Source organism: Kocuria sp. UCD-OTCP (assembly GCF_000349605.1).
Lineage (GTDB): Bacteria > Actinomycetota > Actinomycetes > Actinomycetales > Micrococcaceae > Kocuria > Kocuria rosea.
This window is the reverse complement of sequence record NZ_AOSQ01000003.1, coordinates 31,546-56,954: the sequence shown is the minus strand read 5'-3', so window position 1 is coordinate 56,954 and position 25,409 is coordinate 31,546. Positions and strand designations below refer to the sequence as shown.

Below are 25,409 nucleotides of genomic sequence, written 5' to 3'. Positions count from 1 at the left end.
TCGATCGGGCGGGCGCCGGCGGGGGCGCGGAGCGGGCGAACGGGTCAGAGCTGGTAGTCGACCACCACGGGCGCGTGGTCGGAGAAGCGCGTGTCGTAGCTGGGGGCGCGGTCCACGGCGGCGGTCACCGCCCGGGCCGCGAGCCCCGGGGTGGCCATGTGGTAGTCGATGCGCCACCCGGCGTCGGTGTCGAAGGCCTTGCCGCGGTACGACCACCACGTGTACGGCCCGGGGACCGGTCCGGCCAGCTCCCGGGCGACGTCCTTGTACCCGTGCTCGCCGAAGAAGCGGTCGAAGTAGGCGCGCTCCTCGGGCAGGAAGCCGGCGTTCTTGACGTTGCCCTTCCAGTTCTTGATGTCGAGCTCGGTGTGCCCCACGTTGAGGTCGCCGACGACGAGCACGTGCTCCCGCGTGCGGGCGAGCTCGGGCAGCCGCTCGCTCATGACGTCGAGGAAGCGGTACTTGTCGTCCTGGCGGGGGGTGCCGACCTCCCCGGAGTGGACGTAGGCCGAGACCACGGTGAGCGTGGTGCCGTCGGCCAGGTCGTGGTCCGTCTCGACCCACCGGCCCGCGGTCTCGAAGTGCTCGTGGCCGATGGAGTCGCGCCGCCGCACGGGCAGCAGGGACCCGTCCCGGGCGTCCCGGCGGGTGGCCACGGCCACGCCCGCCCGGCCCTTGTCGGCGGCCTCGGCGTGGTGGACGTCCCACACCTGCTCGTCGAGCAGGTCCCGGACGATCCGGTCGGGGGCCCGGACCTCCTGCAGGCACAGGATGTCGACGTCACGGCCCGCCAGCCAGTCGGCCATGCCGCGCTTGTAGGCGGCGCGGATGCCGTTGACGTTGACGGTGGCGACGCGCAGGACGTTCTCGGGGCGGGACATGCGGGGGCACCTGGCTTCCGGGTGGTGGTGAGCGGGGGTCGTGCTGCGGGGGTTCGTGCCGCGGGGCGGTCGGGGTCAGTCGACCACGGTGCCGCTGAGGGGCTCCTGGCGCAGCATGCTCATCCCGTTGCCGGCCGTGATGTCGATGGTGTCGAGGGCGCGGTCCAGCGCCTCGCGCTCGGGGCCCTCGACGGGCAGCGCGGCGAGCTCCTGCTTGATCACCTTGGACTGGACCAGGACGATCTGGAAGCTGTGGGAGAGCTTCTCGTCCCGCATGGAGCCGGCGGCGGCGGACCCGGTGACGGTGGGGGCGCGGCCGGAGCCGGTGCGCAGCTGCTCCCGGGCCTCGTCGACCTGCCGGCGGCCGAAGCGGGCGGCCTTGCGGACCATGAGCACCACCCAGGTGGCGAGCAGCAGCCAGCCGAGGGCGATGCCGGCGAGCGCCCAGCCCAGCCACGAGTTGGCGTTCGCGGCCTGCAGCAGCGCCACCACGAAGATCACCACGAGCACGGCCAGTCCGATCACCGTGCCCCACAGGGCGGTGCGGGAGGCGGGCTCGGCGGCCGGGGCGGTGGACGGGGTCGGGGATCCGAGGGAGCGCATGGTCCCCATTGTCTCAAATCCCGGCCCGGGCCACGAACCGGCGCGGGCGCCGTCCCCGCCCGGCGCCGGGGACGGCCGCGCCCCGGGAGCGAGGGCTCCCGGGGGCGCGGCGCGGTGGACGGCGCTCAGCGGAGGCCGGCGTGCCGCTCCGCGGTCTCCACCACGTTGAGCAGCAGCATGGCCCGGGTCATGGGCCCCACCCCGCCGGGGTTGGGGGAGATCCAGGAGGCCTTCTGCGCGGCGGCCGGGTCGATGTCCCCGGTGAGCCTCTTCTTTCCCGTCTCGGGGTCCTCCACGCGGGAGACCCCGACGTCGAGGAGCACCACGCCGTCCTTGAGGCTGTCGGCCGTGATCATGTGCGGCCGCCCGGCGGCGGCCACGACGACGTCGGCCTGGGCCAGCAGCGCGTCGAGGTCCTGCGTGCCGGTGTGGGCGAGGGTGACCGTGGCGTTGATCTCCTTGCGGGTCAGCAGCAGCCCGATCGGCCGTCCGACGGTCACGCCGCGGCCCACGACGAGCACGTGCCGGCCCGCGAGCTCGACGTCGTTGCGGCGCAGCAGCTCGATCACCCCGTTCGGCGTGCACGGCAGCGGGGAGGTCATCGGCTCGGAGACGTTGAGCACGAGGCGGCCGAGGTTGGTCGGGTGCAGCCCGTCGGCGTCCTTGTCCGGGTCGATGCGCTCGAGGATGGCGTTGGTGTCGATGTGCCCGGGCAGCGGCAGCTGGACGATGTAGCCGGTGCACGCGGGGTCCGCGTTGAGCTCGTCAAGGACGCGCTCGAGCTCCTCCTGGGAGACGTCCGCGGGCAGGTCGCGGCGGATCGAGGAGATGCCGACCTCGGCGCAGTCCTTGTGCTTGCCGCCCACGTAGGAGTGCGAGGCCGGGTCGTCGCCCACGAGCACCGTGCCGAGGCCGGGGGTGACCCCCCGCTCCGCCAGCACGGCCACGCGCTCGGCGAGCTCGGTCCTGATGGCGGCGGAGGCCGCCCGTCCGTCGAGGATCCGTGCGCCCACGCTCACCACTCCTCGAGGCCGTCGTAGAGCGGGAAGTCCGCGGCCAGCCGGTCCACGCGGGCCCGCAGGGCGTCGATGTCGGCCCCGGGCTTCAGGGCGGTGGCGATGATCTCGGCGACCTCCTCGAACTGCGGTGCGCCGAAGCCGCGCGTGGCCAGCGCGGGGGTGCCGATCCGCAGCCCGGAGGTGACCATCGGCGGCCGCGGGTCCCACGGCACGGCGTTGCGGTTGACGGTGATCCCCGCCCGGTGCAGGAGGTCCTCGGCCTGCTTGCCGTCCAGCTCGGAGTCGCGCAGGTCCACCAGCACCAGGTGCACGTCGGTGCCGCCGGTCAGCACGGACACCCCGGCCCGGGCGACGTCGTCGGCCCCGAGGCGCTCGGCGAGGATCCGGGCGCCCTCGACCGTGCGCTCCTGGCGGGCGCGGAACTCCTCGGTGGCCGCGATCTTGAAGGCCACGGCCTTGCCCGCGATGGCGTGCATGAGCGGGCCGCCCTGCTGGCCCGGGAAGACGGCGGAGTCGATCTTCTTCTTGAGCTCGCCCGTGGTGAGGATCACGCCGGAGCGGGGTCCGGCGAGGGTCTTGTGCACGGTCGAGGTGACCACGTGGGCGTGCGGCACGGGGTTGGCGTGCAGGCCCGCGGCCACGAGGCCGGCGAAGTGGGCCATGTCCACCCACAGCTTCGCCCCGACTTCGTCGGCGACCGCGCGGAACGCCTCGAAGTCCAGCTCCCGCGAGTACGCGGACCAGCCGGCCACGATGACCTGCGGGCGCTCGGCGAGGGCCTGCTCCCGGACCCTGTCCATGTCGATCGTGTAGGTGTCGGGGTCGACCTCGTAGGCCGCGATCTCGTAGAGCTTGCCGGAGACGTTGAGCTTCATCCCGTGGGTGAGGTGGCCGCCGTGGGCCAGGGAGAGGCCCATCAGCTTGTCGCCGGGGGTCATGAGCGCCTGCATGACGGCCGTGTTGGCCTGGGCGCCCGAGTGCGGCTGCACGTTGGCGTGCTCGGCGCCGAACAGGGCCGTGGCCCGGTCCCGGGCCAGGTTCTCGACGACGTCGACGAACTCGCAGCCGCCGTAGTAGCGGCGCCCGGGATAGCCCTCGGCGTACTTGTTCGTCAGCACCGAGCCCTGGGCCTCGAGGACCGCCCGGGGCGCGAAGTTCTCGGAGGCGATCATCTCGAGGGTGCCGCGCTGGCGGCCGAGCTCGTCGGCGATCGCCGCCGCGATCTCCGGATCGACCTCGGCGAGGGGCTGGTTGGTGACGGACGGGGACGTGCTCGTGGACATGCCGCTCCTGAAGTCGGGGACCTGGGTGGACCGTCTACGAGTTTAGGCGATGGCGGAGCACCCGGTCCCGTCCGGCGTGGGCGGCCCGGCCGACGACCCGCTCGAGGGGTCCCTGGCCCCGGGCGCGGTGCCACAGGACGGCGAACACGGTGCCCACCAGGACGTGCACGAGGAACCACAGCACCGGCTGCTCGTAGTGCAGCTCCAGGAAGAGCCCGAGCAGGTGCGCCGAGTACAGGGTGAGCGTCATCGAGCCGGCCGCGACCAGCGGCAGCAGCACGTGCCCGGCCCGGCGGGCCACGAGGAGGCACAGGCCGAGCACGAGGGCGCCGGTGCCCACCCCGCTCAGCAGGGCGAGCGGGGTGTTGGTGTGCGGCCCGGTCACGGCCAGCCACCACCAGGTGGCGGAGGGCAGGACGGGGTCCGGCCCGTACACGAGGACGTCCTGGACGTCCCCCCGGTCCAGGGAGGGGCTCGCGGCGAGCAGCCGCTCGATGCCGCCGAGGGGGTGCAGCAGCAACCAGGAGGTGACGGCGGAGAACACCGCGAGCGCGGCCCCGCCGATCGCGAGGCCGGCCTGCGTGCGCACGGCCGAGAGGTCCAGCCGGCCCAGGGCCAGGCCTGCGAGGAGGTAGACGAGGTACGTCACCCCGGGGTATGAACCGGTCACGAGCAGCTGGGCGAGGGTGGTGCCCGGCTCGGTGACGAGCTCGGCGAGGCCGGGGTTGTAGACGGTGAACCCGGGCAGCACGGGGCCGAGCGAGTGCACCAGCACGGGACCGAGCACGGCGAGCCCCGCCGCCCAGGCGAGCAGGGCGCGCACGGACAGGTGCAGGAAGGGCAGGGCGAGCAGGAAGAACACGCCGTAGTAGACCAGGATGTTGTAGGCGGGCGGGTCGCCGGGCGAGAGCTGGTTGATCAGCAGCCCCAGCGCGGTGATGAGCACCGCGCGCACGAGCAGGCCGGCCCGGTCGGCGGTCGCCCGCCGGCCCTCGTGCACCCGGGTCCCGCCCGAGCCGAGGGCCAGGCCCACGCCGGCGAGGAGGGCGAAGAGGGCGGCGGCCCGGCCCGAGAACAGCGTCCACTGGGCGGTGGCCTCGAAGGTCTCCGGGTCCCAGGACGGCAGGATGTGCACGGAGACCATGCCGAGCAGGGCGAGGCCGCGGGCCGCGTCGATCCCGACCAGGCGCCGGCGGGCGGGCGGGCCCGCGGACGGCGCCGCGGCCCGGGCCTGTCCGGCGGGGTGGCGGGTGTGCAGCATGGCGGTGGTTCCCCTCTCGTGGTGCCCCGCGGGCACCTGCCCGGGGGTCCGGGCCTCCGGGCCCGGTCGTGGATCCACTCCAGCAGACGGGGATGTGGCGCTCTTATCGGGTTCCTGTGCCGGGGCTGTGAAGTGCGTCCGCAAACGATCCGCAGGTGATCGGGGGCCGGTGCGGCGCTACGCTGAGGACGGTCCGAGGACGCCGGTGCCGCCGGCGGGGACCAGGAGGGATTCCGTCGTGACCGAGCCCGTGCAGCGGCCCACCGCCGTGGACCTCCCGCGCCTGCGGCACCCCGACGGGGCACCGGTGCGCGCGCTCGTCGTCGACGACGAGCCGCTGCTGGCCCAGATGGTGTCCATGGGGCTGTCGATGCTGGGCTGGCAGGTGCGCTCCGCCCACGACGGGGACGCCGCGGTGGCCGAGGCCCGCGGCTTCCGGCCCGACGTCCTGGTGCTGGACGTCATGCTCCCGGGCTGCTCGGGGGTGGAGGTGCTCGAGCGGATCCGCTCCTTCTCCCCCACCGTCCCGGCCCTGTTCCTCACCGCGAAGGACAGCACCGAGGACCGCATCACCGGCCTGGCGGCGGGCGGGGACGACTACGTGACGAAGCCGTTCGACATGGAGGAGCTGCTGCTGCGGCTGCACCGCCTGGTGCAGCGCGCGGGCATCGCCCACCCGGACGCCGCGGAGCTGGTCGTGGGCGACCTCGTGCTCAACGCGGACACCCGGGAGGTCAGCCGCGGGGGCGACGAGATCGCGCTGACGGCCACCCAGTTCGACCTGCTCCGCTGCCTCATGGAGAACGCGCGCCGGGTGCTGAGCAAGCCGCAGCTCCTCGAGCAGGTCTGGGGCTACGACTTCGGCGGCCAGACCAACGTGGTGGAGCTCTACATCTCCTACCTGCGCAAGAAGATCGACGCCGGGCGCCCGCCCATGATCCACACCGTGCGCGGCGCCGGCTACGTGCTCAAACCGGCCGAGTGAGCACCCGCCGAGGACGTGCCGCCCCATGAGCACCGGTCCCACGAGCACCGATCCGACCAGCACCGATCCGACCGGCACCGGCCCGACGGGCACCGGCCCGACGGGCACCGGTCCCACGGACCCGGAGGCGACCGGGGCGCGGGCCCGGCCGCGGGGAGCGGGACGGGCGCTGCAGCTGCGCACCAAGCTGCTGCTGACGGTCCTGGCGCTGCTGACCGTCGCGTGCGCCGCGGTGGGCGCCCTGGGTCTCGCGGTCCTCAACGTGTCCCTGGGCGAGCAGCTGGACGGCCGGGTCCGGGACGCCTCGTTCCGCACGATCGAGTACGGGGTCCGTGCCGCCGCCGGGCCCTCGGAGGAGCTCGAGGCCATGATGGACGTCCCCGCGCAGGGCGCCGGCACCCTCAACGCCCGGGTCGTCGACGGCGAGGTGGTCCGCGCCGGGCTCTTCGCCCCCGACGGGACGCGGCAGGAGCTGACCGACGAGGACCGGCGGCGGATCGGGGAGCTCGTGACGGCGCTCGGCGCCGAGTCGGACGAGGAGGGGGGCCGGCAGTGGGGCCCTGTGGACGTGGAGCTGGCCGTGGGCGGCTACCGCGTGCTGGTGGTCGACGACCCGTGGGACTGGGGCCTCGTGCTGACCGGTCTGCCGCTGGCCGACAAGGAGGACACCCTGCGCAGCTTCGGGGTGAGCACCGCGGCGATCTCGACCGGCGCCATCGCCGCCACGGGGCTGGTCGGGCTCGTCGTCGTCCGGCGCACCCTGCGCCCCGTGGAGCGGCTCTCCGACGTGGCGACCCGCGTCTCGGAGCTCGACCTCGACCACGGGGAGGTGGTCCTGCCGGTGGGGGCCGTGGCGCCGGCCGCGCACCCGGACACGGAGGTGGGCCGGCTCGGCCACGCCTTCGGGCGGATGCTGGACAACGTCGCCCACGCGCTTGCTACCCGTCAGCGCAGCGAGACGCGCGTGCGCCGGTTCGTGGCCGACGCCAGCCACGAGCTGCGCACTCCCCTGGCCAGCATCCGCGGCTACGCGGAGCTGATCCGGCTCACGGAGCCGATGAGCGCGCAGGGCCGCAGCTCCCTGTCCCGGGTGGAGTCCGAGGCGGCCCGGATGACCGCGCTCGTCGAGGACCTGCTGCTGCTCGCGCGCCTGGACGAGGGCCGGGCCGTGGTCACCGAGGACGTCGACCTCCTCGAGCTGGTGGTCGAGACCGTCAGCGACCTCCGGGTCGCGGCGCCCGGCCACGTCTGGCGCCTCGAGCTGCCCGACGAGCCCGTGCTCGTGCGGGGGGACCCGGCCCAGCTGCGCCAGGTGCTCATCAACCTGCTCGCCAACGCCCACCAGCACACGCCCGCGGGGACGACGGTCACGGCCTCGCTCGGGACGGAGGCGGGCGCCGGACCGGGGCCCGGCGGCGAGGCCGTGCTCGCCGTGGGCGACGACGGCCCCGGCATCGGCGCCGACTTCCTCGAGCACATCTTCTCCCGCTTCGCCCGGGAGGACCACGCCCGCGCCGCGAGCTCCCGCGGCGCCGGCCTGGGCCTCTCGATCGTCGACGCCATCGTGCGCGCCCACCACGGGCGGATCGACGTCAGCAGCGTCCCGGGCCGCACCCGGTTCACCGTCCGCCTCCCCCTGGCCGACCGCTGAGCGGACGCGGCTTGCCCCCGCGGCCCCCGGGCCGTTTAATGAGCTGGTCAGGAACCGTCGGCACGGACGGCCGTCCCCGCTCCAGTGCCAAACCGCAACGCCGCGTCCGGGGTCCGTCGCGTGCCGCGTGCTGGGGGTTTCTCCGTGCGGTTCCGAGGGGTCGCGGACGCCGCACCCACCTTCCGGAGGAACTCTCGTGAACGCACTGCCCACCGCCCCGTTCACCGCCTCCCTGCCGCGCATCCAGGGCGCGGACGCGCTGCCGCAGGCGGTCGACCAGCTGCGCATCCCCCACGAGGCCGTGATCTTCGACATGGACGGGGTGGTCACGGACACCGCCGCCGTGCACGCGACGGCCTGGAAGACCCTCTTCGACGCGATCCTGGCCGACGACCGGCTCGAGCCGGCCGAGGCCGGCACCACGGTGGACCGCCGACCCTTCGACGCCGACGCCGACTACCGTCACTACGTGGACGGGCGGCGGCGCGAGGACGGGATCCGCTCCCTGCTCGCCGCCCGGGGTGCCTGCCTGCCGGAGGGCGACGAGACGCCGGGGGCGTGGACGGTGCAGGGCCAGGCCGTGCTGAAGAACACCTACTTCCAGGACGCCCTGCAGGTCCAGGGCGTCCGGGTGTTCGAGAAGACCGTGGCGCTCATCGAGCGGCTGCGCGCCGCCGGGGTGCCGGTGGGTCTCGTCACCGCGAGCCGCAACAGCGTCCCCGTGCTGGCGGCGGCCGGGCTGCAGGACTCCTTCGACATCATCGTGGACGGCCACTTCGCGGCCGAGCACGGGCTGCCCGGCAAGCCGGCGCCGGACACGTTCCTGACCTGCGCGAAGATGCTCGGGGTGAACCCGGCCCGCTCCGCGGTGGTGGAGGACGCCGTGTCCGGGGTGCAGGCCGCCGCCGCCGGCGGCTTCGGCATGGTGGTGGGGATCCGCCGCCACGGCGAGCGCAAGGACCTGTACCGGGCCGGGGCCACGGTCGTGCTCAACGACGTCGGCGAGCTCGACCTCGGCGCCCGCCGCGACGACCCCTGGAAGCTGGTCTTCGAGGGCTTCGACCCGGCCACCGAGGCCCGGCGGGAGACCCTGCTGACGCTGGCGAACGGCTACATGGGCGTGCGCGGGTCGGCCTGCGAGTTCCCCGACAACGGGGTGCACTACCCCGGCAACTACCTGGCCGGCATCTTCAACCGGGTGGTGAGCCACCTGAGCGGCCGCGACGTCGAGCACGAGTCCATGGTCAACGCCCCCAACTGGACCCACCTGGACCTGCGGGTCTCCGGCGGCGACTGGTGGTCGGAGGGCGGGCTGCGCCCGTCCGAGGAGCGGGTCGAGCTCGACCTGCGCCGCGGGCTGCTCATCCGGTCCCTGATCCTCACCGACCTCAACGGCGACCGGGGCGAGGACGGGGCCCACGCCCGGCTGGAGATCGTCCAGCGCCGCCTCGTGTCGCTGCGCTTCCGCCACCTGGGGGCGCAGGAGACCACGGTGACGGCCCGGGGTTTCTCGGGGCGGCTGCACCTGCGCACGGGCATCGACCCCAGCGTGCGCAACAACGGGGTCGCGGAGTACCAGGACCTCAACGACCACCACCTGGTGGACCTCGAGTCGACCTCGCTGCCCGACGACCACGAGACCCTGCTCTCGCACGTGCGCACCACCCAGTCCAAGATCGAGATCACCACGGCCCAGCGCACCACCATCGAGGGCGGCCAGAACGTCCGGGAGCGCCGCGAGATCCGGCCCGGCGGCACCGAGTTCCGCCGCCACCAGGTCAACATCGCCGACGGCCGCCCGGTGATCATCGACTCGACCACGGCCGTGGTCACGAGCCGCGACGCCGCGATCGGCTCGCCCCGCGAGGGCGCCCTCGCGGAGCTCGACCGCAACCCCAGCGGCGTCCGGGGCCTGCTGCCCTCGCACGAGATCGAGTGGTCCCTGCTGTGGGACCGCTTCGACGTGGACGTGTGCCCGGACCCGGAGGAGCGCACCGGGGAGCTGGCCATCACCCAGCTGGCGCTGCGGGTGCACCTGTTCCACGTGGCCCAGACGCTGGCGCCGCACATGTCCCTGCGCGACGCCGGGGTCCCGGCCCGCGGCCTGCACGGCGAGGGCTATCGGGGGCACATCTTCTGGGACGAGCTCTACATCCTCCCGGTCGTCAACCTGCACCAGCCGCAGGTGACGCGCGCCCTGCTCTCCTACCGGTGGCGCCGGCTGCCCATGGCCAAGCACCGGGCCACCGAGTTCGGGCTCGAGGGCGCGGCGTTCCCGTGGCAGTCCGGCTCGGACGGCCGGGAGGAGACCCCGCCGGAGCTGTTCAACCACCACTCCAACCGGTGGCTGCCGGACAACTCGTGGCGACAGTTCCACGTGGGCCTCGCGATCGCCTACAACGCCTGGATCTACTACGAGACCACCGGTGACCTCGACTGGCTGGCGGGGCAGGGCTCGGAGCTGATCATCGGGATCACCCGGCTGTTCGCGTCCCTCACCGACTACGACCCCGCGGACGGCCGCTACCACATCGCCGGCGTCATGGGCCCGGACGAGTACCACGACGGCCCGCACGGCCAGCACGGCGGCGGGCTGAAGGACAACGCCTACACGAACGTGCTGGCGGCCTGGCTGTTCCGGCACAGCGCCCACATCTTCCACGACATGGTGGAGCACCAGCGCGAGGAGCTCTCCGCCCGCTTCGACCTCTCGGCCGAGGAGGTCGGGACCTGGCAGCGGATGGCCGAGCGGATGTTCGTGCCGTTCAACACGGACGGCACCATCAGCCAGTTCCACGGCTACGACGACCTCGACGAGCTGGACTGGGAGTACTACCGGGCCAAGTACCGCAACATCGGCCGCCTCGACCTCCTGCTGGAGAACGAGGGCGACATGACCAACAACTACAAGCTGGCCAAGCAGGCCGACACGATCATGCTGGTCTACCTCTTCGGCCCCGACGGCCTGGTCGAGGAGCTCGGCCGGATGGGCTACGAGGTGGACCACGCCGCCATCGAGCGCACCGTCGACTTCTACATCGCGCGGTCCTCGCACGGCTCCTCGCTGTCCCGGGTGGTCAACGCCTCGGTGCTCGCCTGGCTGAACCCGGACCGTTCGTGGTCCGCGTTCCAGGACTCCCTCCTGGTGGACCTCGACGACACCCAGGGCGGGACCACGGGCGAGGGCATCCACCTGGGCGCCATGGCCGGCTCCGTCGACGTCGTGACCCGCGCCTACGCGGGGCTGCGCGTGCGCGGCGGCTGGCTCGAGTTCGACCCGGCCCTGCCGAGCCAGCTGGACACCGTCTCGTTCACGGTGCTGTACCGCGGCCAGGTGATCCGGGTCTGCATCGACCACCACGTCCTGGAGCTCGAGGGGGCCTCCCGGCGCGCGGACGACGTCACGATCCACGTGCACGGCGCGGAGTACGTGCTCAAGGGCGGCCAGAAGATCCGCGTGGCCATCCAGCACGGGCACCAGCGCGCCCCGCGGCCGGCCGTCACGCGGCAGGGCGTCTGAGCCGCGGGCGGCGGGCCCGCCGCTAGGCTGGGCCCATGGCACACTCCACGACGCCCGGCACGGTCCTCCCGCACGGGGGGCACGAGCCCCGGATCGACTCCTCCGCCTTCGTGGCCCCGACCGCCACGGTCGTGGGCGACGCCGAGCTGGGGCCGGAGTCCGGGGTCTTCTACGGCGCCGTGGTGCGCGGCGACCGCTCCCCCGTCCGGCTGGGCGCGCGGTCCAACCTGCAGGACAACGTGGTGGTCCACTCCGACCCCGGCCACCCCTGCACGATCGGCGCGGACGTGAGCGTCGGCCACGGCGCAGTGGTGCACGGGTGCACCGTGGAGGACGAGGTCCTGATCGGGATGAACGCGACCGTCCTCAACGGCGCCGTGATCGGCACGGGCTCGCTGGTGGCCGCGGGCGCCGTCGTCCTCGAGGGCACCGTGGTGCCGCCCCGGTCCCTCGTGGCGGGGGTGCCGGGCAGGGTCCGGCGCGAGCTCACGGACGAGGAGCAGGAGAAGGTCCGTGCCAACGCGCGCACCTACGTCCGGCTCTCCGCCGAGCACCGCCGGCTCACCGCCTGAGCCGGGCTCGGCGGCCCGTCACTGCGCCGCGAGGGTGCGCGCGTAGTCCAGGTACGCGCCGTGGTCGAAGCCGGGCAGCAGGCAGGACTGCACCACCCAGCCCTGCAGCACCGAGAGGATGGCCTGGGCGAACATGCCGGCCCACTCGCGGGCCGCGTCGTCGTCGAGGCCCAGCTCCTCGACCGCCCACCGCCCGTAGCGCTCCTCCACCCGGTCCCGCACGCGCCCGAGGTGCTCCCCGGCCAGCGCGGCCAGACCGGGGTCGCTCACCGCCCCGCCCCACGTGATGAGCAGCAGACGGGTGGTGGCGGGATCCGCGGCCAGCCGCTCCAGCAGTCCCACGACCCACGCCGCGGGGTCGGTGCCGGGCTCGTCCTCCGCGGCGGCGAGGACACGGTCCAGGGCCGCGCGGGCGGCCGCGGCCACGAGCTCCTGCTTGCTCGGGAAGTGGTTGTAGAGCGCCCCCGCGGACAGCCCCGTGGCGGCGATGATGCGGTGCATCGACGCCCCCTCGTAGCCGTGCTCGAGGAAGCACTCGCTGGCGGCGGCCACGATCTCGCGGCGGCGCTCGTCCTTGTACTGCTGGCTCACCCGGGGCACGCCCTCAGCCTACGCCACGAACGGTCGTTCGATCGGAGCCGGCGGGCGGGACCCCGGCGGCGGGCGGCGTGGCAGAATGCGCCCATGCCTGCCCAGACCCTCAGCCCGTTCGTCGACGCCTCGCTCGACGCCGCCCACCTGGACGACCCCGGCACCGCGACCGGCCGCACGCTCGGATGGGGCGTGGTCAGCACCGCCGACATCGCGGAGAAGGTGGTCCCGGACATCGCGGCGCTGCCCGACGCCCGGCTCGTGGCCGTGAGCTCGCGGGACCAGGACCGCGCCGAGGACTTCGCCCGCCGGCACGGGGTGGAGCGGGCCTACGGCGGCACCGCCACGAGCACGGGACTGGACCGGCTCGCGGCCGACCCGGACGTGGAGATCGTCTACGTGGCCACCCCGCACGGCTACCACCACCGGGACGTCTCGGCGCTGCTGCGGGCCGGCAAGCACGTGGTGTGCGAGAAGGCCCTCGCCATGACCGCGGCGGAGGTCCGCGACCTGTTCCGCCTGGCCCGCGAGCACGGCGTCTTCCTCATGGAGGCCGTCTGGACCCGCATGACCCCCGGCTTCCGCACCGCGATGCGCTGGGTCCGGGAGGGCCGGCTCGGCCGGGTCCGCTCGGTCGAGGGGTCCATCGGCACGCACCGGGCCCTGGACCCGGCCCACCGCCTGTTCCGCCGGGCCGACGGCGGCGGGGTGCTGCTGGACATGATGGTCTACCCCCTGACGTGGACCTCCGCGGTCCTGGGGGCCCCGGAGCGCTGGAGCGCCCGCGCTGAGCTCGGCGCCACGGACGTGGACCTGGACACCGCCCTGACCCTGGACTTCGGGCACGGCCGGGCGCACGTGAGCGGCACCCTGTCCGCCACGGTCCCCCACCAGGTGACGATCAGCGGCACGGACGGCTGGCTGCGGGTGGACGGACGGATCAACTGCCCGACCACCCTGGTGCTGCAGACCGCCGAGGGCGCCCGCACGGGCGCAGCCCCCCTCGTGGAGCGCGTGGACGTGGCGGGCGCCGGATACGTGTTCGAGATGCGCGAGGCCACCCGCTGCGTGCAGCAGGGCCTGCTCGAGTCCCCCGTGATGCCGTGGGCCGACTCCCTCGAGCTCGTGGAGCTCTTCGACCGGGTGCGGGCGCAGATCGGCGTGCGGTATCCCCACGACGCCCGCTGAGGGCGGTTCGCCCTGGGCGATGGGGGCCGGGACCCGTTGAAGACCGCGGGGAGCGGGATTATCATGGTCAACAGTTGAGTTGATCGGACTCAACTAAATGTCGAAGACATTGCTCATATGGTTGAGGAGATGATTGACGTGGCCACGATGTTCACCCCGTTCAACGATTTCGACCGGCTCGCCGCCTCGCTGTTCGCCCGGCAGGGCCTGCGCGAGATGCCCATGGACCTGTACCGGGACGGCGACCAGTACATCCTCCGGGCGGACCTGCCCGGCATCGACCCGGAGAGCGTCGACGTCGACGTCGACGGCCAGCTGCTGACGATCCGCGCGGAGCGGGAGCTGCCCGAGGTGCAGGACGTCCAGTGGATCACCCGGGAGCGGCAGAGCTCCTCGTTCGTCCGCCAGCTCAACCTGGGCCAGGGCATCGACATCCAGAACATCGCGGCGAACTACGACAACGGCGTGCTCACGGTCACGATCCCCGTCTCGGCGCAGGCCAAGCCGCGCAAGATCCAGGTGGTCTCCGGCCAGGGCGAGCAGCAGGCCCTGGGCGAGGGCCGGGACGAGTCCGGCGACCGAGTGATCGGCGAGGGCGAGCTCGTCAACGGCGCCGGGTCCACCCAGTCCACGGAGGGCTGAGCCCGGCCCCCTGCACCGGCACGCCCCCGGGCGGGCCCCCAACGGCCACGGGCCCGTTCCCCGCGGGGAACGGGCCCGCCGCCGTGCCCGGGCCGCCCGCGGCCTCCGGCCGGACGGCGGGCCCGGCCAGCGGGCGGGGCGCCGCCTCGGGTATCTTGGCACCAGGAAGCACCACCACCGATCCGACGACATCCTGGGAGACAGCCCGCACATGGCCAAGATCATCTACACCCGCACCGACGAGGCGCCCCTGCTCGCCACCTACTCCTTCAAGCCGATCATCGAGGCCTACGCCTCGACCGCCGGCGTCGAGGTGGAGACCCGCGACATCTCCCTGGCCGGGCGCATCATCGCCGCGTTCGGCGACCGCCTCCCCGAGGAGCAGCGGGTGGACGACGCCCTCGCCGAGCTGGGCGAGCTGGCCAAGAAGCCCGAGGCCAACATCATCAAGCTGCCCAACATCTCCGCCTCCGTCCCGCAGCTGAAGGCCGCGGTCAAGGAGCTGCAGGAGCAGGGCGTCGCCCTCCCCGACTACCCGGACGAGCCCCGCACCGAGGAGGAGAAGGAGACCCGGGCCCGCTACGACAAGATCAAGGGCTCCGCCGTCAACCCGGTGCTGCGCGAGGGCAACTCGGACCGCCGCGCCCCCGCCTCGGTCAAGAACTACGTCCGCAAGAACCCGCACCGCATGGGCGAGTGGACGGCGGAGTCGAGGACGAACGTCGCCACGATGGGCGCCGACGACTTCCGGGACAACGAGAAGTCCGTGGTCATGGACGGCGACGACACCCTGACGATCCGCCTGGTGGCCGAGGACGGCAGCACCACGGTGCTCAAGGAGTCCGTCCCCGTGCTGGCCGGCGAGGTCGTCGACGGCACCGTGATGCGGGCCGCCGCCCTGGACGCGTTCCTCGCGGAGCAGGTCGAGCGCGCCAAGCGGGAGGACGTCCTGCTCTCGGTGCACCTGAAGGCCACCATGATGAAGGTCTCCGACCCGATCATCTTCGGCCACGTCATCGAGGCGTTCTTCCCGGAGCTCTTCGCCGCCCACGGCGCGGCCCTCGAGAAGGCGGGCCTCTCCCCCGCCAACGGGCTCGCAGCGATCCTCAACGGCCTCGACGCCCTGCCCGCCGACGTGCGCGACGACGTGCGGGCCGCGATCGACAAGGGCCTCGCCGAGGGCCCGAAGCTCGCCATGGTGAACTCCGACAAGGGCATCACGAACCTGCACGTGCCCTCCGACGTCATCGTCGACGCGTCGATGCCCGCCATGATCCGCACCTCCGGGCACATGTGGGGTCCCGAGGGCGAGGAGGCGGACACCCTCGCGGTGCTGCCGGACAGCTCCTACGCCGGGGTCTACCAGGTGGTCATCGACGACTGCCGCGCCCACGGCGCGTTCGACCCGACCACCATGGGCTCCGTGCCCAACGTCGGCCTCATGGCGATGAAGGCGGAGGAGTACGGCTCCCACGACAAGACCTTCGAGATCCCCGTGCAGGGCACCGTCCAGGTCGTCGACTCCTCCGGCGCCGTGCTCATCGAGCACGAGGTCTCCCCCGGGGACATCTGGCGGGCGTGCCAGACGAAGGACGTCGCGATCCGCGACTGGGTCAAGCTCGCCGTGACCCGCGCGCGGGCCTCCGCGACGCCGGCCGTGTTCTGGCTGGACCGCACCCGCGCCCACGACACCAACCTCATCGCGAAGGTCGAGCAGTACCTGACCGAGCACGACACCGAGGGCCTGCAGATCGAGATCATGTCCCCCGAGGAGGCCACCGCGTTCTCGATCGAGCGGATCCGCCGCGGCGAGGACACCATCTCGGTCACCGGCAACGTGCTGCGCGACTACCTGACGGACCTGTTCCCGATCCTCGAGCTGGGCACCTCCGCGAAGATGCTCTCGGTGGTCCCGCTCATCAACGGCGGCGGGCTCTTCGAGACCGGCGCCGGCGGGTCCGCGCCGAAGCACGTCCAGCAGCTGGTGGAGGAGAACCACCTGCGCTGGGACAGCCTCGGGGAGTTCCTCGCCCTCGCCGCGAGCCTCGACCACCTGGCGACCACGGCCGACAACGAGCGCGCCCGGATCCTCGGTGAGACCCTCGACCGGGCCACGGGCACGTTCCTCGAGGAGAACAAGTCCCCGAGCCGGAAGGCCGGCGAGATCGACAACCGCGGCAGCCACTTCTACCTGGCCCTGTACTGGGCCCAGGAGCTGGCCCGCCAGGACGAGGACGCCGAGCTGGCGCAGGCCTTCGCCTCCGTGGCGGAGCAGCTGGCGGCCAACGAGGACGCGATCAACGAGGAGCTGCTCTCCGTGCAGGGCCGTCCCGCCGACATCGGCGGCTACTACCGTCCGGACGACGCCAAGACGTTCTCGGTGATGCGCCCCTCGGAGACCTTCAACCGGGTCCTCTCCTCGCTCAGCGCGTGAGCTGAGCGCCTGAGCGGAGCGCGCGGGCCGACCGCGCGCTCCGGCACGGGCAGCACGCACGGCAGCGGCCGCACTCCCCGTGGGGAGTGCGGCCGCTGCCGTGCGCGGGGCATGCCGCCCCGGAGACGGCTCAGTGGAAGAAGTGCCGGGCCCCGGTGAAGTACATCGTCACGCCGGCGGCCTCGGCCGCGGCCACGACCTCCTCGTCCCGGATCGAGCCGCCGGGCTGGACCACGGCGCGCACGCCGGCGTCGAGAAGCACCTGGAGGCCGTCCGCGAACGGGAAGAACGCGTCCGAGGCCGCCACGGCGCCGCGCGCGCGCTCGGCGCCGTCCTCGCCCAGGGCGTTGGCCCGCTCCACGGAGAGCTTGCAGGAGTCCACCCGGTTGACCTGGCCCATGCCGATGCCCACGGACGCGCCGCGGTCGGCGAGCAGGATCGCGTTGGACTTCACCGCCCGCAGCGACGTCCACGCGAAGGCGAGGTCGGCGAGCGTCCGCTCGTCCGCCGGCTCCCCCGCGGCCAGCGTCCAGCCGGCGGGGTCGTCGCCCGCCGCGTCGAGCCGGTCCGAGACCTGCAGCAGCGCGCCGCCGGAGATCTGCCGGTACTCGAGGACGTCCCGCTCGAAGCCCTCGGGCAGCTCGAGCAGACGGATGTTCTTCTTGGCCTGCAGGATCTCCAGGGCCGCCGGCTCGAAGCCGGGGGCCACGACGACCTCGGTGAAGATGTCCTGCACGGTCTCGGCCATCGCCCGGGTCACGGTCCGGTTCGCGGCGATGACCCCGCCGTAGGCGGAGAGCGGGTCGCACGCGTGGGCCTTGCGGTGGGCGTCGGCGATCGGGTCCTCAGCGCCGGGGGTGGCCACGGCCAGCCCGCAGGGGTTGTTGTGCTTGACCACGGCCACGGCCGGCTCGTCGAAGTCGTAGGCGGCGCGCAGCGCGGCGTCGGCGTCCACGTAGTTGTTGTAGGACATCTCCTTGCCGTGCAGCTGGTCGGCCTGGGCGATGCCGGGGGACGCGGCCTCGTCCACGTAGAGCGCCCCCTTCTGGTGGGGGTTCTCGCCGTAGCGCAGGGAGGCCGAGCGCTGCAGGGCCAGGCCGGCGTAGGGCGGCCAGAAGTTGGCGTCCTCGTCCTGCTCGAACTGCTGGGCCGTCCAGGTGGCCACCGCGGTGTCGTAGGCGGCGGTGTGCGCGAACGCCGCGGCGGCCAGCCGGCGGCGTGCCCGCAGGTCGAAGCCGCCCGAGGCCGCCGCCTCCACGACCGCGTCGTAGGAGGACGGGTCCACGACCACGGACACGGCCGCGTGGTTCTTCGCAGCGGCCCGGACCATGGAGGGGCCGCCGATGTCGATCTGCTCGACGACCTCGTCCTGGCCCGCGCCGGAGCGCACGGTGTCCACGAACGGGTAGAGGTTCACGACCACGAGGTCGAACGGCTCGATCTCCAGCTCGGCGAGCTGGTCCATGTGGTCCTGCTTCCGGCGGTCCGCGAGGATGCCCGCGTGCACCCGCGGGTGCAGGGTCTTGACCCGCCCCTCCAGGCACTCCTGGAACCCGGTGACCTCCGCGACCTCCGTCACCGGCACGCCCAGGTCGGCGATGCGCCGTGCGGTCGAACCGGTGGACACGATCGCGACGCCGGCCCGGTGCAGCCCCGTGGCGAGACCCTCCAGCCCGGTCTTGTCGTAGACGGACACCAGCGCCCTCTTGAGGGGCACGCGGTCAAGCTGGGTGGGGCTCACAGGTTCTCCAAGCGTTCGAGGTCTGGGGTTGCCGGCGGGATCCGCCGGGAACCATTTTACGGACCCTCGCCGGGCCTGCTCACCGGGCGTCGTGCAGGGCTCCCTGCCGGGCCGCCGCGCCGAGCGTGCGCACGAGCAGCTCGCGCTCGGCGGCCTTGATCCGCTCGTGCAGCTGCGCCTCGGTGTCCCCCTCCTCCACGGGCACCGCCGCCTGCGCCAGGATCGGACCGGCGTCGACGTCGGCCACGACCTCGTGGACGGTGACGCCGGTGACCTTCACCCCGTGCGCGAGGGCGTCCCGCACCGCGTGCGCCCCCGGGAAGGACGGCAGCAGCGAGGGGTGGGTGTTGACGATGCGTCCCGCGAACGCCTCGACGAACTCGGCGTCCACGATCCGCATGAACCCCGCGAAGACGATCCGGTCGGGCTCCCGGGCGGCCACCGCCTCCTGCAGGGCACGGTTCCACCGCGTCCGGTCGGGGTGGTCGCCGGGCCGGACGAGGAACGTCTCGACGCCGGCCTCCCGGGCCCGCTCCAGGCCGGTGCAGGGCTTGTCCGCGCCCACGGCGGCGATCTCGACGTCGATCCGGCCCTCCCGGACGGCGTCGAGGACCGCCTGCAGATTGGTGCCGGAGCCGGAGACCATGACCACGATGCGCATGCCCCCGAGTCTAGTCGGGCGGGCGGGGAGGGGCCCCCGGGGTGCCCTAGAGTGAAGGGCATGACCCCTCCCCGCCCGACCCCCGAGGCAGCCCCCGCGGACGCACGACGCGCCGCCGCGACCCGCACGGCAGGGGGCGCGCTGGTGTGCGCGGCGGTCGCCCTGGTGCTCGTCGGCTCCGCCCTGTGGCCGACCGTGGCCGGGGTCGCGCTGGCCGTCCTCGGGATCGGGCTGGGCGTCGCGGCGCTCGTGCGCTCCCGCGGGACCGGCAGGCGCCGGCTGCTGGTGCTGAGCGCGGTCGCCGCGATCGTGCTGGGCGCGCTGAGCCTGCTCACCGGCGGGGCCCGTCTGGCCCTGTGGCCGGTGGCCGAGGCCTACCAGGAGTGCGTCGCCGGCACCCTCACCCTCTCCGGGGCGGCGCAGTGCCAGCAGGAGCTCGAGGACGGGATCTGGAGCTATCTCTCCGGCGGCCCGGCGGCGCCGGCGTCGGAGGACGCCGCGGGTGCCTCGGCCGCGTCCACGTCGAACGCCTCCGCGGACCCGGTCTCCGCCACGGCCGGCCCCTGAGCCGCCCACGGGCCCGCGTCCCGGTGCCCGTCCGCGGTGCTGCGGCCGGTCCTGGGCCCGTCCGCGCCGTGCCCCTCGGTCCCGTGCTGGTCGGCCCCGTGCCCGCGTGCGGGCCGCGGCCTCCGCCGGCCGGCCGAGCGCATGGCGCGCCGGGCCGCGGTCTCCTCCCGGCGCCGCCGGCGCGCTGCCCGCCGGCCGGCCGGCGTCCGGTCCTCGCCGTCCTCGCCGCCGCGGGGCGGCGCGAACGGCGGCTCGTGCTCGAGCCACGGTCCCAGCACACAGCCGACCGCCGCCCCGACGGCCACCTCGGCGCCGCACAGCAGCAGCACGGCGGGACCGTCCGGTCCCACGTCCGTGAGCCGCCCGAGCCCCAGCGAGCCGTGCGCGAGCCAGCTCAGCAGCATCACCAGCACGCCGGCGACGGCGCCCACGAAGACCCCGGTCAGCAGCGTCGAGAGCGGGTACGTGATCCAGCGCGCGGGCAGCCGCAGCGCCATCCAGTCGTCCAGGTGGTTCTCCCCCTCGCGCAGGAACCACCAGCCGGCGAGGACGCCGGCCAGGACCGGCAGCACGACCACCACGAGCGCCCAGGCCGGGAGCTCGGCGGGCGGCAGCGCGGCGAGCGCCGGGAGCAGCGGCACGGGCCCGGCCTCGGTGCCCAGCGGAGAGGCGTGCGTGCCGGAGCCGAGCTCGAAGCCCGCGCCCGTGGCCCAGGCCAGGGCGTAGACCGCGAGGTTGGGCAGGTAGCCGAGCTGGAGTCCCGTCAGCGCGGTGTCCCCCGGCACGCCGGTGCCCAGCCGCTGGTAGACGCCCACCACGTCGTTCCAGTTCCAGAACAGGGCGGCGGCCAGCAGGGCGGCCCCGACCCCGACCCCGGCCACGGCCGCGACGAAGCCGGCGCGCAGCACCGCCCACACGTAGGACCCGGCCCAGCGGGAGTACTGGCTCGTGCGCTCGACCCACGCGGCGGCGTTGACGCCGATCAGTCCCGGCAGCGACCGGGAGGCCCGGTACGCGCCCACGAAGCCGCCCAGGGCCACGGGGACGAGCGGGAAGACGGCGGCCGCGGCCGGGCTCGCCGAGACCTCCCCTCCGCTGAAGAGCAGCGCGGCGGCGGCGCCGAACGCGGAGTAGGCGGCCAGTCCGCTGAGGTACGGCTGCCAGAACTGGCCCTCCCAGCAGGCGCGGGCCAGCCGTCTCCCGGCGTGCCAGGAGAGGGCGAACGGCACCAGGGTGAGCCCGAGCGGGACGAGGTTGAGCGTCCCGGTGGTCGCGGGCAGCCCTGCGCCCGGGTCGAGGGCCACCTGGAGCGGGGTGAGGTGGGCGAGCAGCCACACGTGACCGGAGAGCACGAACCCGCCGGTCAGGCCGAGGGTGTCGAAGCCGTCGGCGAGCCACACCATGAGGACGGTCAGCAGGACCAGCAGGTAGGACACCACGGCCACGGAGCCGAGTTCCAGCACGCCCTGCAGCCACAGCGGCATGGGCACACCCCGGCGGTCCGGGCGTGCAGCGGGGGAGGACAGGCCTTGGGAGTTCATCACCGACCATCCTCCCACGCCCGGGCGGCACCCCGGCCGAGGCTTCACGGCGCCTTCACCGGCGGGCCACGCCCCGCTCGCCGTCCGGTCGCCCGGCCCCGGCAGGCTCGGGAGCATGAGAGTCGCCGTGGTCGCCGAGCAGTTCCTCCCCCACCTCAACGGAGTCACCCACTCGGTGCTGCGGGTCGTCGAGCAGCTGGTCGCCGGCGGGCACGACGTCGTGGTCGTGGCGCCCTCCTACGACCCCGCGCCGCTCGGGCGCCCGGCGGAGCAGGTCGTCGAGGACCTCGACGGGGTGCCGGTGCACCGGCTGCCCGCCGTTCCGCTCACCGGCTACCCCGCCGTGCGGGTGGCCGGCGGGACCGTGGCCCGGGTGCGGCGGCAGCTGGAGCGCTTCCGGCCGGACGTGGTCCACGTGGCCTCCCCGTTCGTGCTGGGCCGCCGGGCGATCCTGGCGGCCCAGCAGCTCGGGGTGCCGTGCGTGGCGGTCTACCAGACCGACGTGCCCGGCTACGCGGCCAAGTACGGGGCCCCGTTCCTCGAGCAGCTCCTGTGGGGGCACGTGCGCTCCATGCACAACCTCGCCACGCTCACGCTCGCGCCGTCCACCGCGGCGGTCCGGCAGCTCACCGAGCACGGCGTCCAGGACGTGCACCTGTGGCGGCGCGGGGTGGACACCACCCGCTTCTCCCCCCGGCACCGGGACGAGCGGTGGCGGGAGGAGGTCGGCGGCGGCCGGCGGATCGTCGGCTACGTGGGCCGGATCGCCCCGGAGAAGCAGGTCGAGGACCTCTCCGCGGTCGCGGACCTGCCCGGCACCCGCCTGGTGGTCGTGGGCTCGGGCCCGGAGGAGGACGCCCTGCGCCGCCGGCTCCCGCAGGCCCACTTCACCGGGCGCCGCAGCGGTGCCGACCTGGCGCGCATCATGGCGTCCTTCGACGTGTTCGTCCACCCCGGCGAGTTCGAGACGTTCTGCCAGACGATCCAGGAGGCCATGGCCTCGGGGGTGCCGGTGGTCGCGACCGGCCGGGGCGGTCCCCTCGACCTCGTGGACCGGTCCCGCACCGGCTGGCTCTATCCCCCGGGCGACCTCGGGGCGCTGCGCGGGCACGTGGCGGATCTCCTGGGCGACGAGGCGAAGCGGGCCGCGTTCGGCGTCGCGGCGCACGCGGCGGTCCAGGGCCGGACGTGGGACGTGCTGGTCGGGCAGCTGCTCGAGCACTACGAGCGCGCCGTGGCGCTCTCGGCGCAGGGGCAGGGGCGCAGCCGCCGGCACCGCCGGGCCGTCTGAGGGCTACCGGCGGGCGGGGGACGCGTCCAGCACGGGCGCCCCGGTGCCGGCGTACCGCCCCGGCTCCGCGGTCAGCACGGTCAGCCCGTGGACCAGGGCCGTGGCCGCGGTGAGCCCGGCGAGCGGATCGGCCGCCCCCGTCGCGGCCAGCGCTCCCCACGCCCGGGCCACGGCGGCGTCCGCGGGGAGGACCCGGCCCGGGAAGCGCAGCTCGAGCTGCTCCGCCCACAGCGTCTCGTCGGGCCGCTCGGCGAGCAGCTCCCCGAGCACCGTGGCGGGCAGGAACAGCCGCCGGTGTCCGTGCCGGCGCAGGACCTCGGCCAGCTCGGGGCAGCGCTCCGGGGTGCGCACCCCCAGCAGCACGGAACGGTCCAGGAGGAGGTCCACGGCGGCGGGCCTCAGGCCGCGGCGGCGAGCTCCCCGCGGGCCGGAGCCAGCAGGAAGTCCACGAACTCGGTGCGGACCTGCACCACGCGGGCGTAGTCCTCGACGCTCATGGCGGAGACGCTGATCGCCGGGACGCTCGGCGCGGGGTCGCGGCGGGTCCCGTCCCCGGTGGCCGGGACAGCGGGGGAGGGCTGGGGGAACGCGCCCGTGCGGGCGGCGGAGTGGCGGGGGTCGGACATGACCGGGATCCTTCGTGCGCTCTTGCTCGCACCGGGTACCGCTGCTGCGGCGATGCGAGCCGCTTCGTCATCCGAACCACCCGTGAACATGGGGTTGGTGCCCGGTCAAGTCGGAGCTTGCCGACCGGGTCTCTTGAAGCTCTCCCCATTGAACCACATCGGCCGAACCGTGTCCGCGTGCGGCGCCCCGGCCGGATCCGGTGCCCCCCTCCTGTGCACAGGCCTTCCCCGGGCTGTCACCGCCCGGACATCTCGACGACACATCGTTGCGCTGGAATGGGTCCCGCAGGACCGGGGACGGCGCAGGCGACGGCCCCGCGCATTACGTTTCAGTGACACAACTCACGACTCGCTTGTCGAGGTGTCGGTGCCGCGGGGTAGCCTGAACCTGCTTCTCGAGATGCGGCGTCCACGCCCTCGGCCGGAGATCGACGATCCCCGGCGGAACCGTGGAGGGGCTCCGACCCGCTGCGCGCCAACCCGATGTTCCCGGGTGGATCGGATGACGAAGCGGCGGGCAACGCCATCGGATGCCTGCAAGAACGTCAGGAGAAAACATGACCATGTCCGAAGAAAGAACAGCCATCACCACCGACCAGCGCGAGGAGTGGATCGACGTGACCGTCACCGCCCTCCCCGATCTCCACCTCGTCCGTCTCACGTCGACCGACGGGGACGTGCAGGAGTACCTGAGCCCCGAGGCCGACGACCTGGCCGCCGCGGCGGAGCACACGGAGGGTACGGCGCAATGGTGCGCCAAGTACCGCCAGCTCCTCGTTCCCGGAGCCCTCGCGGCGACCGGACGGCACCCGTTCTTCAAGCTCCACCCCTCGTCCCTCCCGCTGTCGGCATAGCCGGCGGACAGGAGCGCACGGAGGCCGCAGCCCGTCGGGCTGCGGCCTCCGTCGTGCGGGAGGACGGTGACGTCCAGAGCGCCGGTGGGACCCGCGGGGTGCTCACTCGAGGCCGTAGTCCCCCGCCGAGCCCCAGCCGCCGCCGGCCTCGTCGGCGGAGCCGTCGAATCCCCACTCGGAGGCCTCGACCTCGAACGGCACGGAGACGTCCAGCTCGGCGTCGGAGACCCGGTTCACCACGAAGGGGTCCTCCGGCTCCTCCGCGGCGGGGAGCGGATCGGGAACGGTCACGGCGCTTCCTCCCGGTGCTGCTCGGCGGGTACGACGACAGAACCGCCGCCGGGCGCAGCCCGACGACGGTTCTGGAGGATCAACGGGCCGGAGCCCGCGGAAGATCCTTAGGAGATGACGTTGATGTTCGCAGCCTGGGGGCCCTTGGGGCCGTCCTGGGTCTCGAACTCGACGCGGTCGTTCTCGTTCAGCGAGCGGAAGCCGTTCGAGTTGATCGCGGAGAAGTGGGCGAAGACGTCCTTGGAGCCGTCCTCGGGGGTGATGAAGCCGAAGCCCTTGTCAGCGTTGAACCACTTGACGATACCGGTAGTCATGGGAGACCTGATCCTTCATGAGATGAACGTTTCCCGACGTTCGAGAAACAAAACAGTTGTGATGCATGGAAAACGTCTTCTCAGAAAAACTGCTGCACCCGAGTGGGCCGAACTGCTTGAAAGACAAAAACGAACCTCAACAACTGCGGACTACTCTACACGAGATCCGGCGCCGCACCACCCGGGACGGGGCGCCGGACCCGGCCCGGCACCGGGGACCGCTCAGACCGGCGGGGCGCCGAGCTCGATGAGGAGCACTCCGCCGGCGATGAGGGCCACCCCGGCCGCCGTCACCCAGGTGAACGGCTCGCGGAACAGGACCCGGCCGGCCAGTGCCGTCAGCGCCACGCCGGAGGCCGACCAGATGCCGTAGGCGACGCCCAGCGCCATGCCCTCGGCCAGGACGAGGCTCAGGCAGGTGAACGCCACCAGGTAGCCGACGGCCACGGCGGCGTACCAGCGGCGGCGGCCCCGGGCGGCCATCCGCAGGGACAGGGTTCCGGCGACCTCGGTGAGGATCGAGACACTGAGGAAGAGCCAGGCCATCAGGCCGCCTCCTCGGTCTCGGGGGCGGGGCGGCGGGAGCCGAGCTCCACGCAGAGCACGCCGGCCACGACCAGCACGATCCCGGCCAGCACGGCCGGGCTCAGCCGCTCACCGTAGACCACGGCCGCCGCCAGAGCGGTGAGCATCACCCCGAGGGCGGCCCACACGCCGTAGGCGACCCCCACCGGCATGCCGCGGCGCAGCACGGCCGCCAGGAGGGTGAACGCGGCGAGGTAGCCGGCGACGACGAGCGCGTACCAGGCGGGCTCGTCCAGAGCCGCCTTCAGCGACAGTGTGGCCGCCACCTCGGCGAGCACGGCGGCGAGCAGCAGCAGCCGGCGCAGCAC

The 25,409-nt window shown here is 73.7% G+C and carries 25 protein-coding genes and 1 riboswitch; of the genes, 10 read left to right on the top strand and 15 right to left on the bottom strand.

Annotated elements, in window-relative coordinates:
• Positions 1–44 precede the first annotated feature (44 nt).
• The 5 genes from H488_RS21625 to H488_RS21605 all read right to left on the bottom strand — a co-directional run bounded on the left by H488_RS21625 (position 45) and on the right by H488_RS21605 (position 5,047).
• Positions 45–881: an exodeoxyribonuclease III gene (locus H488_RS21625; RefSeq protein WP_017832177.1), complete on the bottom strand. Its 837-nt coding sequence runs from the start codon at positions 879–881 to the stop codon at positions 45–47.
• 75 nt (positions 882–956) lie between these two features.
• Positions 957–1,484, bottom strand: coding sequence for a hypothetical protein (locus H488_RS21620; protein ID WP_031282329.1), 528 nt, complete (start codon positions 1,482–1,484; stop codon positions 957–959).
• Between the two features lie 125 nt (positions 1,485–1,609).
• Positions 1,610–2,497 carry a bifunctional methylenetetrahydrofolate dehydrogenase/methenyltetrahydrofolate cyclohydrolase gene (locus H488_RS21615; protein WP_031282328.1) on the bottom strand — a complete coding sequence of 296 codons (888 nt, stop codon included), beginning with the start codon at positions 2,495–2,497 and terminating at the stop codon, positions 1,610–1,612.
• Between the two features lie 2 nt (positions 2,498–2,499).
• Positions 2,500–3,786, bottom strand: coding sequence for a serine hydroxymethyltransferase (gene glyA, locus H488_RS21610; protein WP_017832174.1), 1,287 nt, complete (start codon positions 3,784–3,786; stop codon positions 2,500–2,502).
• Between the two features lie 34 nt (positions 3,787–3,820).
• Positions 3,821–5,047 (bottom strand): heparan-alpha-glucosaminide N-acetyltransferase domain-containing protein, encoded by a 1,227-nt coding sequence (locus tag H488_RS21605; protein WP_017832173.1) that lies wholly within the window; start codon positions 5,045–5,047, stop codon positions 3,821–3,823.
• A 238-nt stretch (positions 5,048–5,285) separates the two neighbouring features.
• Between H488_RS21605 and H488_RS21600 the strand changes: the two genes are divergently transcribed.
• From H488_RS21600 to H488_RS21585, 4 genes are all read left to right on the top strand, one after another.
• The gene (locus tag H488_RS21600; RefSeq protein ID WP_017832172.1) at positions 5,286–6,032 is read left to right on the top strand and encodes a response regulator transcription factor; all 747 of its coding nucleotides are present in this window, start codon (positions 5,286–5,288) and stop codon (positions 6,030–6,032) included.
• A gap of 25 nt (positions 6,033–6,057) precedes the next feature.
• Complete coding sequence (locus H488_RS21595) at positions 6,058–7,683, top strand: sensor histidine kinase (protein WP_017832171.1); 1,626 nt, start codon at positions 6,058–6,060, stop codon at positions 7,681–7,683.
• Between the two features lie 196 nt (positions 7,684–7,879).
• A complete protein-coding gene (locus tag H488_RS21590; RefSeq protein WP_017832170.1) occupies positions 7,880–11,203 on the top strand; it encodes a beta-phosphoglucomutase family hydrolase in 3,324 nt (1,107 codons plus the stop codon).
• A gap of 35 nt (positions 11,204–11,238) precedes the next feature.
• Positions 11,239–11,775 carry a gamma carbonic anhydrase family protein gene (locus H488_RS21585; RefSeq protein WP_017832169.1) on the top strand — a complete coding sequence of 179 codons (537 nt, stop codon included), beginning with the start codon at positions 11,239–11,241 and terminating at the stop codon, positions 11,773–11,775.
• 18 nt (positions 11,776–11,793) lie between these two features.
• Here the strand turns inward: H488_RS21585 and H488_RS21580 are convergent, their stop codons facing one another.
• Positions 11,794–12,375, bottom strand: a complete 582-nt coding sequence (locus H488_RS21580; RefSeq protein ID WP_031282322.1) for a TetR/AcrR family transcriptional regulator — start codon at positions 12,373–12,375, stop codon at positions 11,794–11,796.
• A gap of 84 nt (positions 12,376–12,459) precedes the next feature.
• On the opposite strand from H488_RS21580, the gene H488_RS21575 reads away from it, so the two are divergent.
• The 3 genes from H488_RS21575 to H488_RS21565 all read left to right on the top strand — a co-directional run bounded on the left by H488_RS21575 (position 12,460) and on the right by H488_RS21565 (position 16,630).
• Positions 12,460–13,554, top strand: coding sequence for a Gfo/Idh/MocA family protein (locus H488_RS21575; RefSeq protein WP_017832167.1), 1,095 nt, complete (start codon positions 12,460–12,462; stop codon positions 13,552–13,554).
• Between the two features lie 117 nt (positions 13,555–13,671).
• Positions 13,672–14,196 carry an Hsp20/alpha crystallin family protein gene (locus H488_RS21570; protein WP_255219585.1) on the top strand — a complete coding sequence of 175 codons (525 nt, stop codon included), beginning with the start codon at positions 13,672–13,674 and terminating at the stop codon, positions 14,194–14,196.
• Positions 14,197–14,407: 211 nt separating this feature from the next.
• Positions 14,408–16,630 (top strand): NADP-dependent isocitrate dehydrogenase, encoded by a 2,223-nt coding sequence (locus H488_RS21565; RefSeq protein WP_017832165.1) that lies wholly within the window; start codon positions 14,408–14,410, stop codon positions 16,628–16,630.
• A gap of 130 nt (positions 16,631–16,760) precedes the next feature.
• Here H488_RS21565 and purH read toward each other — a convergent pair whose 3' ends face one another.
• Complete coding sequence (purH, locus tag H488_RS21560; protein WP_031282321.1) at positions 16,761–18,371, bottom strand: bifunctional phosphoribosylaminoimidazolecarboxamide formyltransferase/IMP cyclohydrolase; 1,611 nt, start codon at positions 18,369–18,371, stop codon at positions 16,761–16,763.
• Positions 18,372–18,450: 79 nt separating this feature from the next.
• Positions 18,451–19,032 (bottom strand): phosphoribosylglycinamide formyltransferase, encoded by a 582-nt coding sequence (purN, locus tag H488_RS21555; protein WP_017832163.1) that lies wholly within the window; start codon positions 19,030–19,032, stop codon positions 18,451–18,453.
• 60 nt (positions 19,033–19,092) lie between these two features.
• On the opposite strand from purN, the gene H488_RS21550 reads away from it, so the two are divergent.
• Positions 19,093–19,599, top strand: a complete 507-nt coding sequence (locus tag H488_RS21550) for a hypothetical protein (protein WP_017832162.1) — start codon at positions 19,093–19,095, stop codon at positions 19,597–19,599.
• On the opposite strand, the gene H488_RS0117825 is transcribed toward H488_RS21550, so the two are convergent.
• Entirely contained in the window at positions 19,488–21,140 is a 1,653-nt protein-coding gene (locus H488_RS0117825; protein ID WP_237740409.1) for a cell division protein PerM, read from the bottom strand. The two genes, H488_RS21550 and H488_RS0117825, sit on opposite strands and share 112 nt — an antisense overlap.
• A 115-nt stretch (positions 21,141–21,255) precedes the next feature.
• Between H488_RS0117825 and H488_RS21545 the strand changes: the two genes are divergently transcribed.
• Positions 21,256–22,431 carry a glycosyltransferase family 4 protein gene (locus tag H488_RS21545; RefSeq protein ID WP_031282317.1) on the top strand — a complete coding sequence of 392 codons (1,176 nt, stop codon included), beginning with the start codon at positions 21,256–21,258 and terminating at the stop codon, positions 22,429–22,431.
• A 3-nt stretch (positions 22,432–22,434) separates the two neighbouring features.
• Here H488_RS21545 and H488_RS35915 read toward each other — a convergent pair whose 3' ends face one another.
• On the bottom strand, positions 22,435–22,818 hold the full coding sequence (locus tag H488_RS35915; RefSeq protein WP_017832159.1) for a PIN domain-containing protein: 384 nt from the start codon (positions 22,816–22,818) through the stop codon (positions 22,435–22,437).
• Between the two features lie 11 nt (positions 22,819–22,829).
• On the bottom strand, positions 22,830–23,057 hold the full coding sequence (locus tag H488_RS21540; RefSeq protein ID WP_017832158.1) for a hypothetical protein: 228 nt from the start codon (positions 23,055–23,057) through the stop codon (positions 22,830–22,832).
• 13 nt (positions 23,058–23,070) lie between these two features.
• Positions 23,071–23,196, bottom strand: a riboswitch (SAM riboswitch).
• A 418-nt stretch (positions 23,197–23,614) separates the two neighbouring features.
• On the opposite strand from H488_RS21540, the gene H488_RS21535 reads away from it, so the two are divergent.
• Entirely contained in the window at positions 23,615–23,911 is a 297-nt protein-coding gene (locus H488_RS21535) for a hypothetical protein (RefSeq protein ID WP_017832157.1), read from the top strand.
• A gap of 102 nt (positions 23,912–24,013) precedes the next feature.
• Here H488_RS21535 and H488_RS21530 read toward each other — a convergent pair whose 3' ends face one another.
• The 4 genes from H488_RS21530 to H488_RS21515 form a co-directional block, all read right to left on the bottom strand.
• Complete coding sequence (locus H488_RS21530; RefSeq protein WP_017832156.1) at positions 24,014–24,202, bottom strand: hypothetical protein; 189 nt, start codon at positions 24,200–24,202, stop codon at positions 24,014–24,016.
• Positions 24,203–24,309: 107 nt separating this feature from the next.
• Positions 24,310–24,516, bottom strand: a complete 207-nt coding sequence (gene cspE, locus H488_RS21525) for a transcription antiterminator/RNA stability regulator CspE (RefSeq protein WP_017832155.1) — start codon at positions 24,514–24,516, stop codon at positions 24,310–24,312.
• 222 nt (positions 24,517–24,738) lie between these two features.
• Complete coding sequence (locus H488_RS21520) at positions 24,739–25,062, bottom strand: DMT family transporter (protein WP_017832154.1); 324 nt, start codon at positions 25,060–25,062, stop codon at positions 24,739–24,741.
• The gene (locus tag H488_RS21515) at positions 25,062–25,409 is read right to left on the bottom strand and encodes a DMT family transporter (RefSeq protein WP_017832153.1); all 348 of its coding nucleotides are present in this window, start codon (positions 25,407–25,409) and stop codon (positions 25,062–25,064) included. Before H488_RS21515 ends, H488_RS21520 begins: the two co-directional genes overlap by 1 nt.

Bases quoted from the DNA above. Each gene is read 5' to 3' on its own strand.
- H488_RS21625 (WP_017832177.1), bottom strand. From the start codon at position 881: ATGTCCCGCCCCGAGAACGTCCTGCGCGTCGCCACCGTCAACGTCAAC.
- H488_RS21620 (WP_031282329.1), bottom strand. From the start codon at position 1,484: ATGCGCTCCCTCGGATCCCCGACCCCGTCCACCGCCCCGGCCGCCGAG.
- glyA (WP_017832174.1), bottom strand. From the start codon at position 3,786: ATGTCCACGAGCACGTCCCCGTCCGTCACCAACCAGCCCCTCGCCGAG.
- H488_RS21605 (WP_017832173.1), bottom strand. From the start codon at position 5,047: ATGCTGCACACCCGCCACCCCGCCGGACAGGCCCGGGCCGCGGCGCCG.
- H488_RS21595 (WP_017832171.1), top strand. From the start codon at position 6,058: ATGAGCACCGGTCCCACGAGCACCGATCCGACCAGCACCGATCCGACC.
- H488_RS21585 (WP_017832169.1), top strand. From the start codon at position 11,239: ATGGCACACTCCACGACGCCCGGCACGGTCCTCCCGCACGGGGGGCAC.
- H488_RS21575 (WP_017832167.1), top strand. From the start codon at position 12,460: ATGCCTGCCCAGACCCTCAGCCCGTTCGTCGACGCCTCGCTCGACGCC.
- H488_RS21570 (WP_255219585.1), top strand. From the start codon at position 13,672: ATGGTTGAGGAGATGATTGACGTGGCCACGATGTTCACCCCGTTCAAC.
- H488_RS21565 (WP_017832165.1), top strand. From the start codon at position 14,408: ATGGCCAAGATCATCTACACCCGCACCGACGAGGCGCCCCTGCTCGCC.
- purN (WP_017832163.1), bottom strand. From the start codon at position 19,032: ATGCGCATCGTGGTCATGGTCTCCGGCTCCGGCACCAATCTGCAGGCG.
- H488_RS21550 (WP_017832162.1), top strand. From the start codon at position 19,093: ATGACCCCTCCCCGCCCGACCCCCGAGGCAGCCCCCGCGGACGCACGA.
- H488_RS0117825 (WP_237740409.1), bottom strand. From the start codon at position 21,140: ATGAACTCCCAAGGCCTGTCCTCCCCCGCTGCACGCCCGGACCGCCGG.
- H488_RS21545 (WP_031282317.1), top strand. From the start codon at position 21,256: ATGAGAGTCGCCGTGGTCGCCGAGCAGTTCCTCCCCCACCTCAACGGA.
- H488_RS21540 (WP_017832158.1), bottom strand. From the start codon at position 23,057: ATGTCCGACCCCCGCCACTCCGCCGCCCGCACGGGCGCGTTCCCCCAG.
- H488_RS21535 (WP_017832157.1), top strand. From the start codon at position 23,615: ATGACCATGTCCGAAGAAAGAACAGCCATCACCACCGACCAGCGCGAG.
- cspE (WP_017832155.1), bottom strand. From the start codon at position 24,516: ATGACTACCGGTATCGTCAAGTGGTTCAACGCTGACAAGGGCTTCGGC.
- H488_RS21520 (WP_017832154.1), bottom strand. From the start codon at position 25,062: ATGGCCTGGCTCTTCCTCAGTGTCTCGATCCTCACCGAGGTCGCCGGA.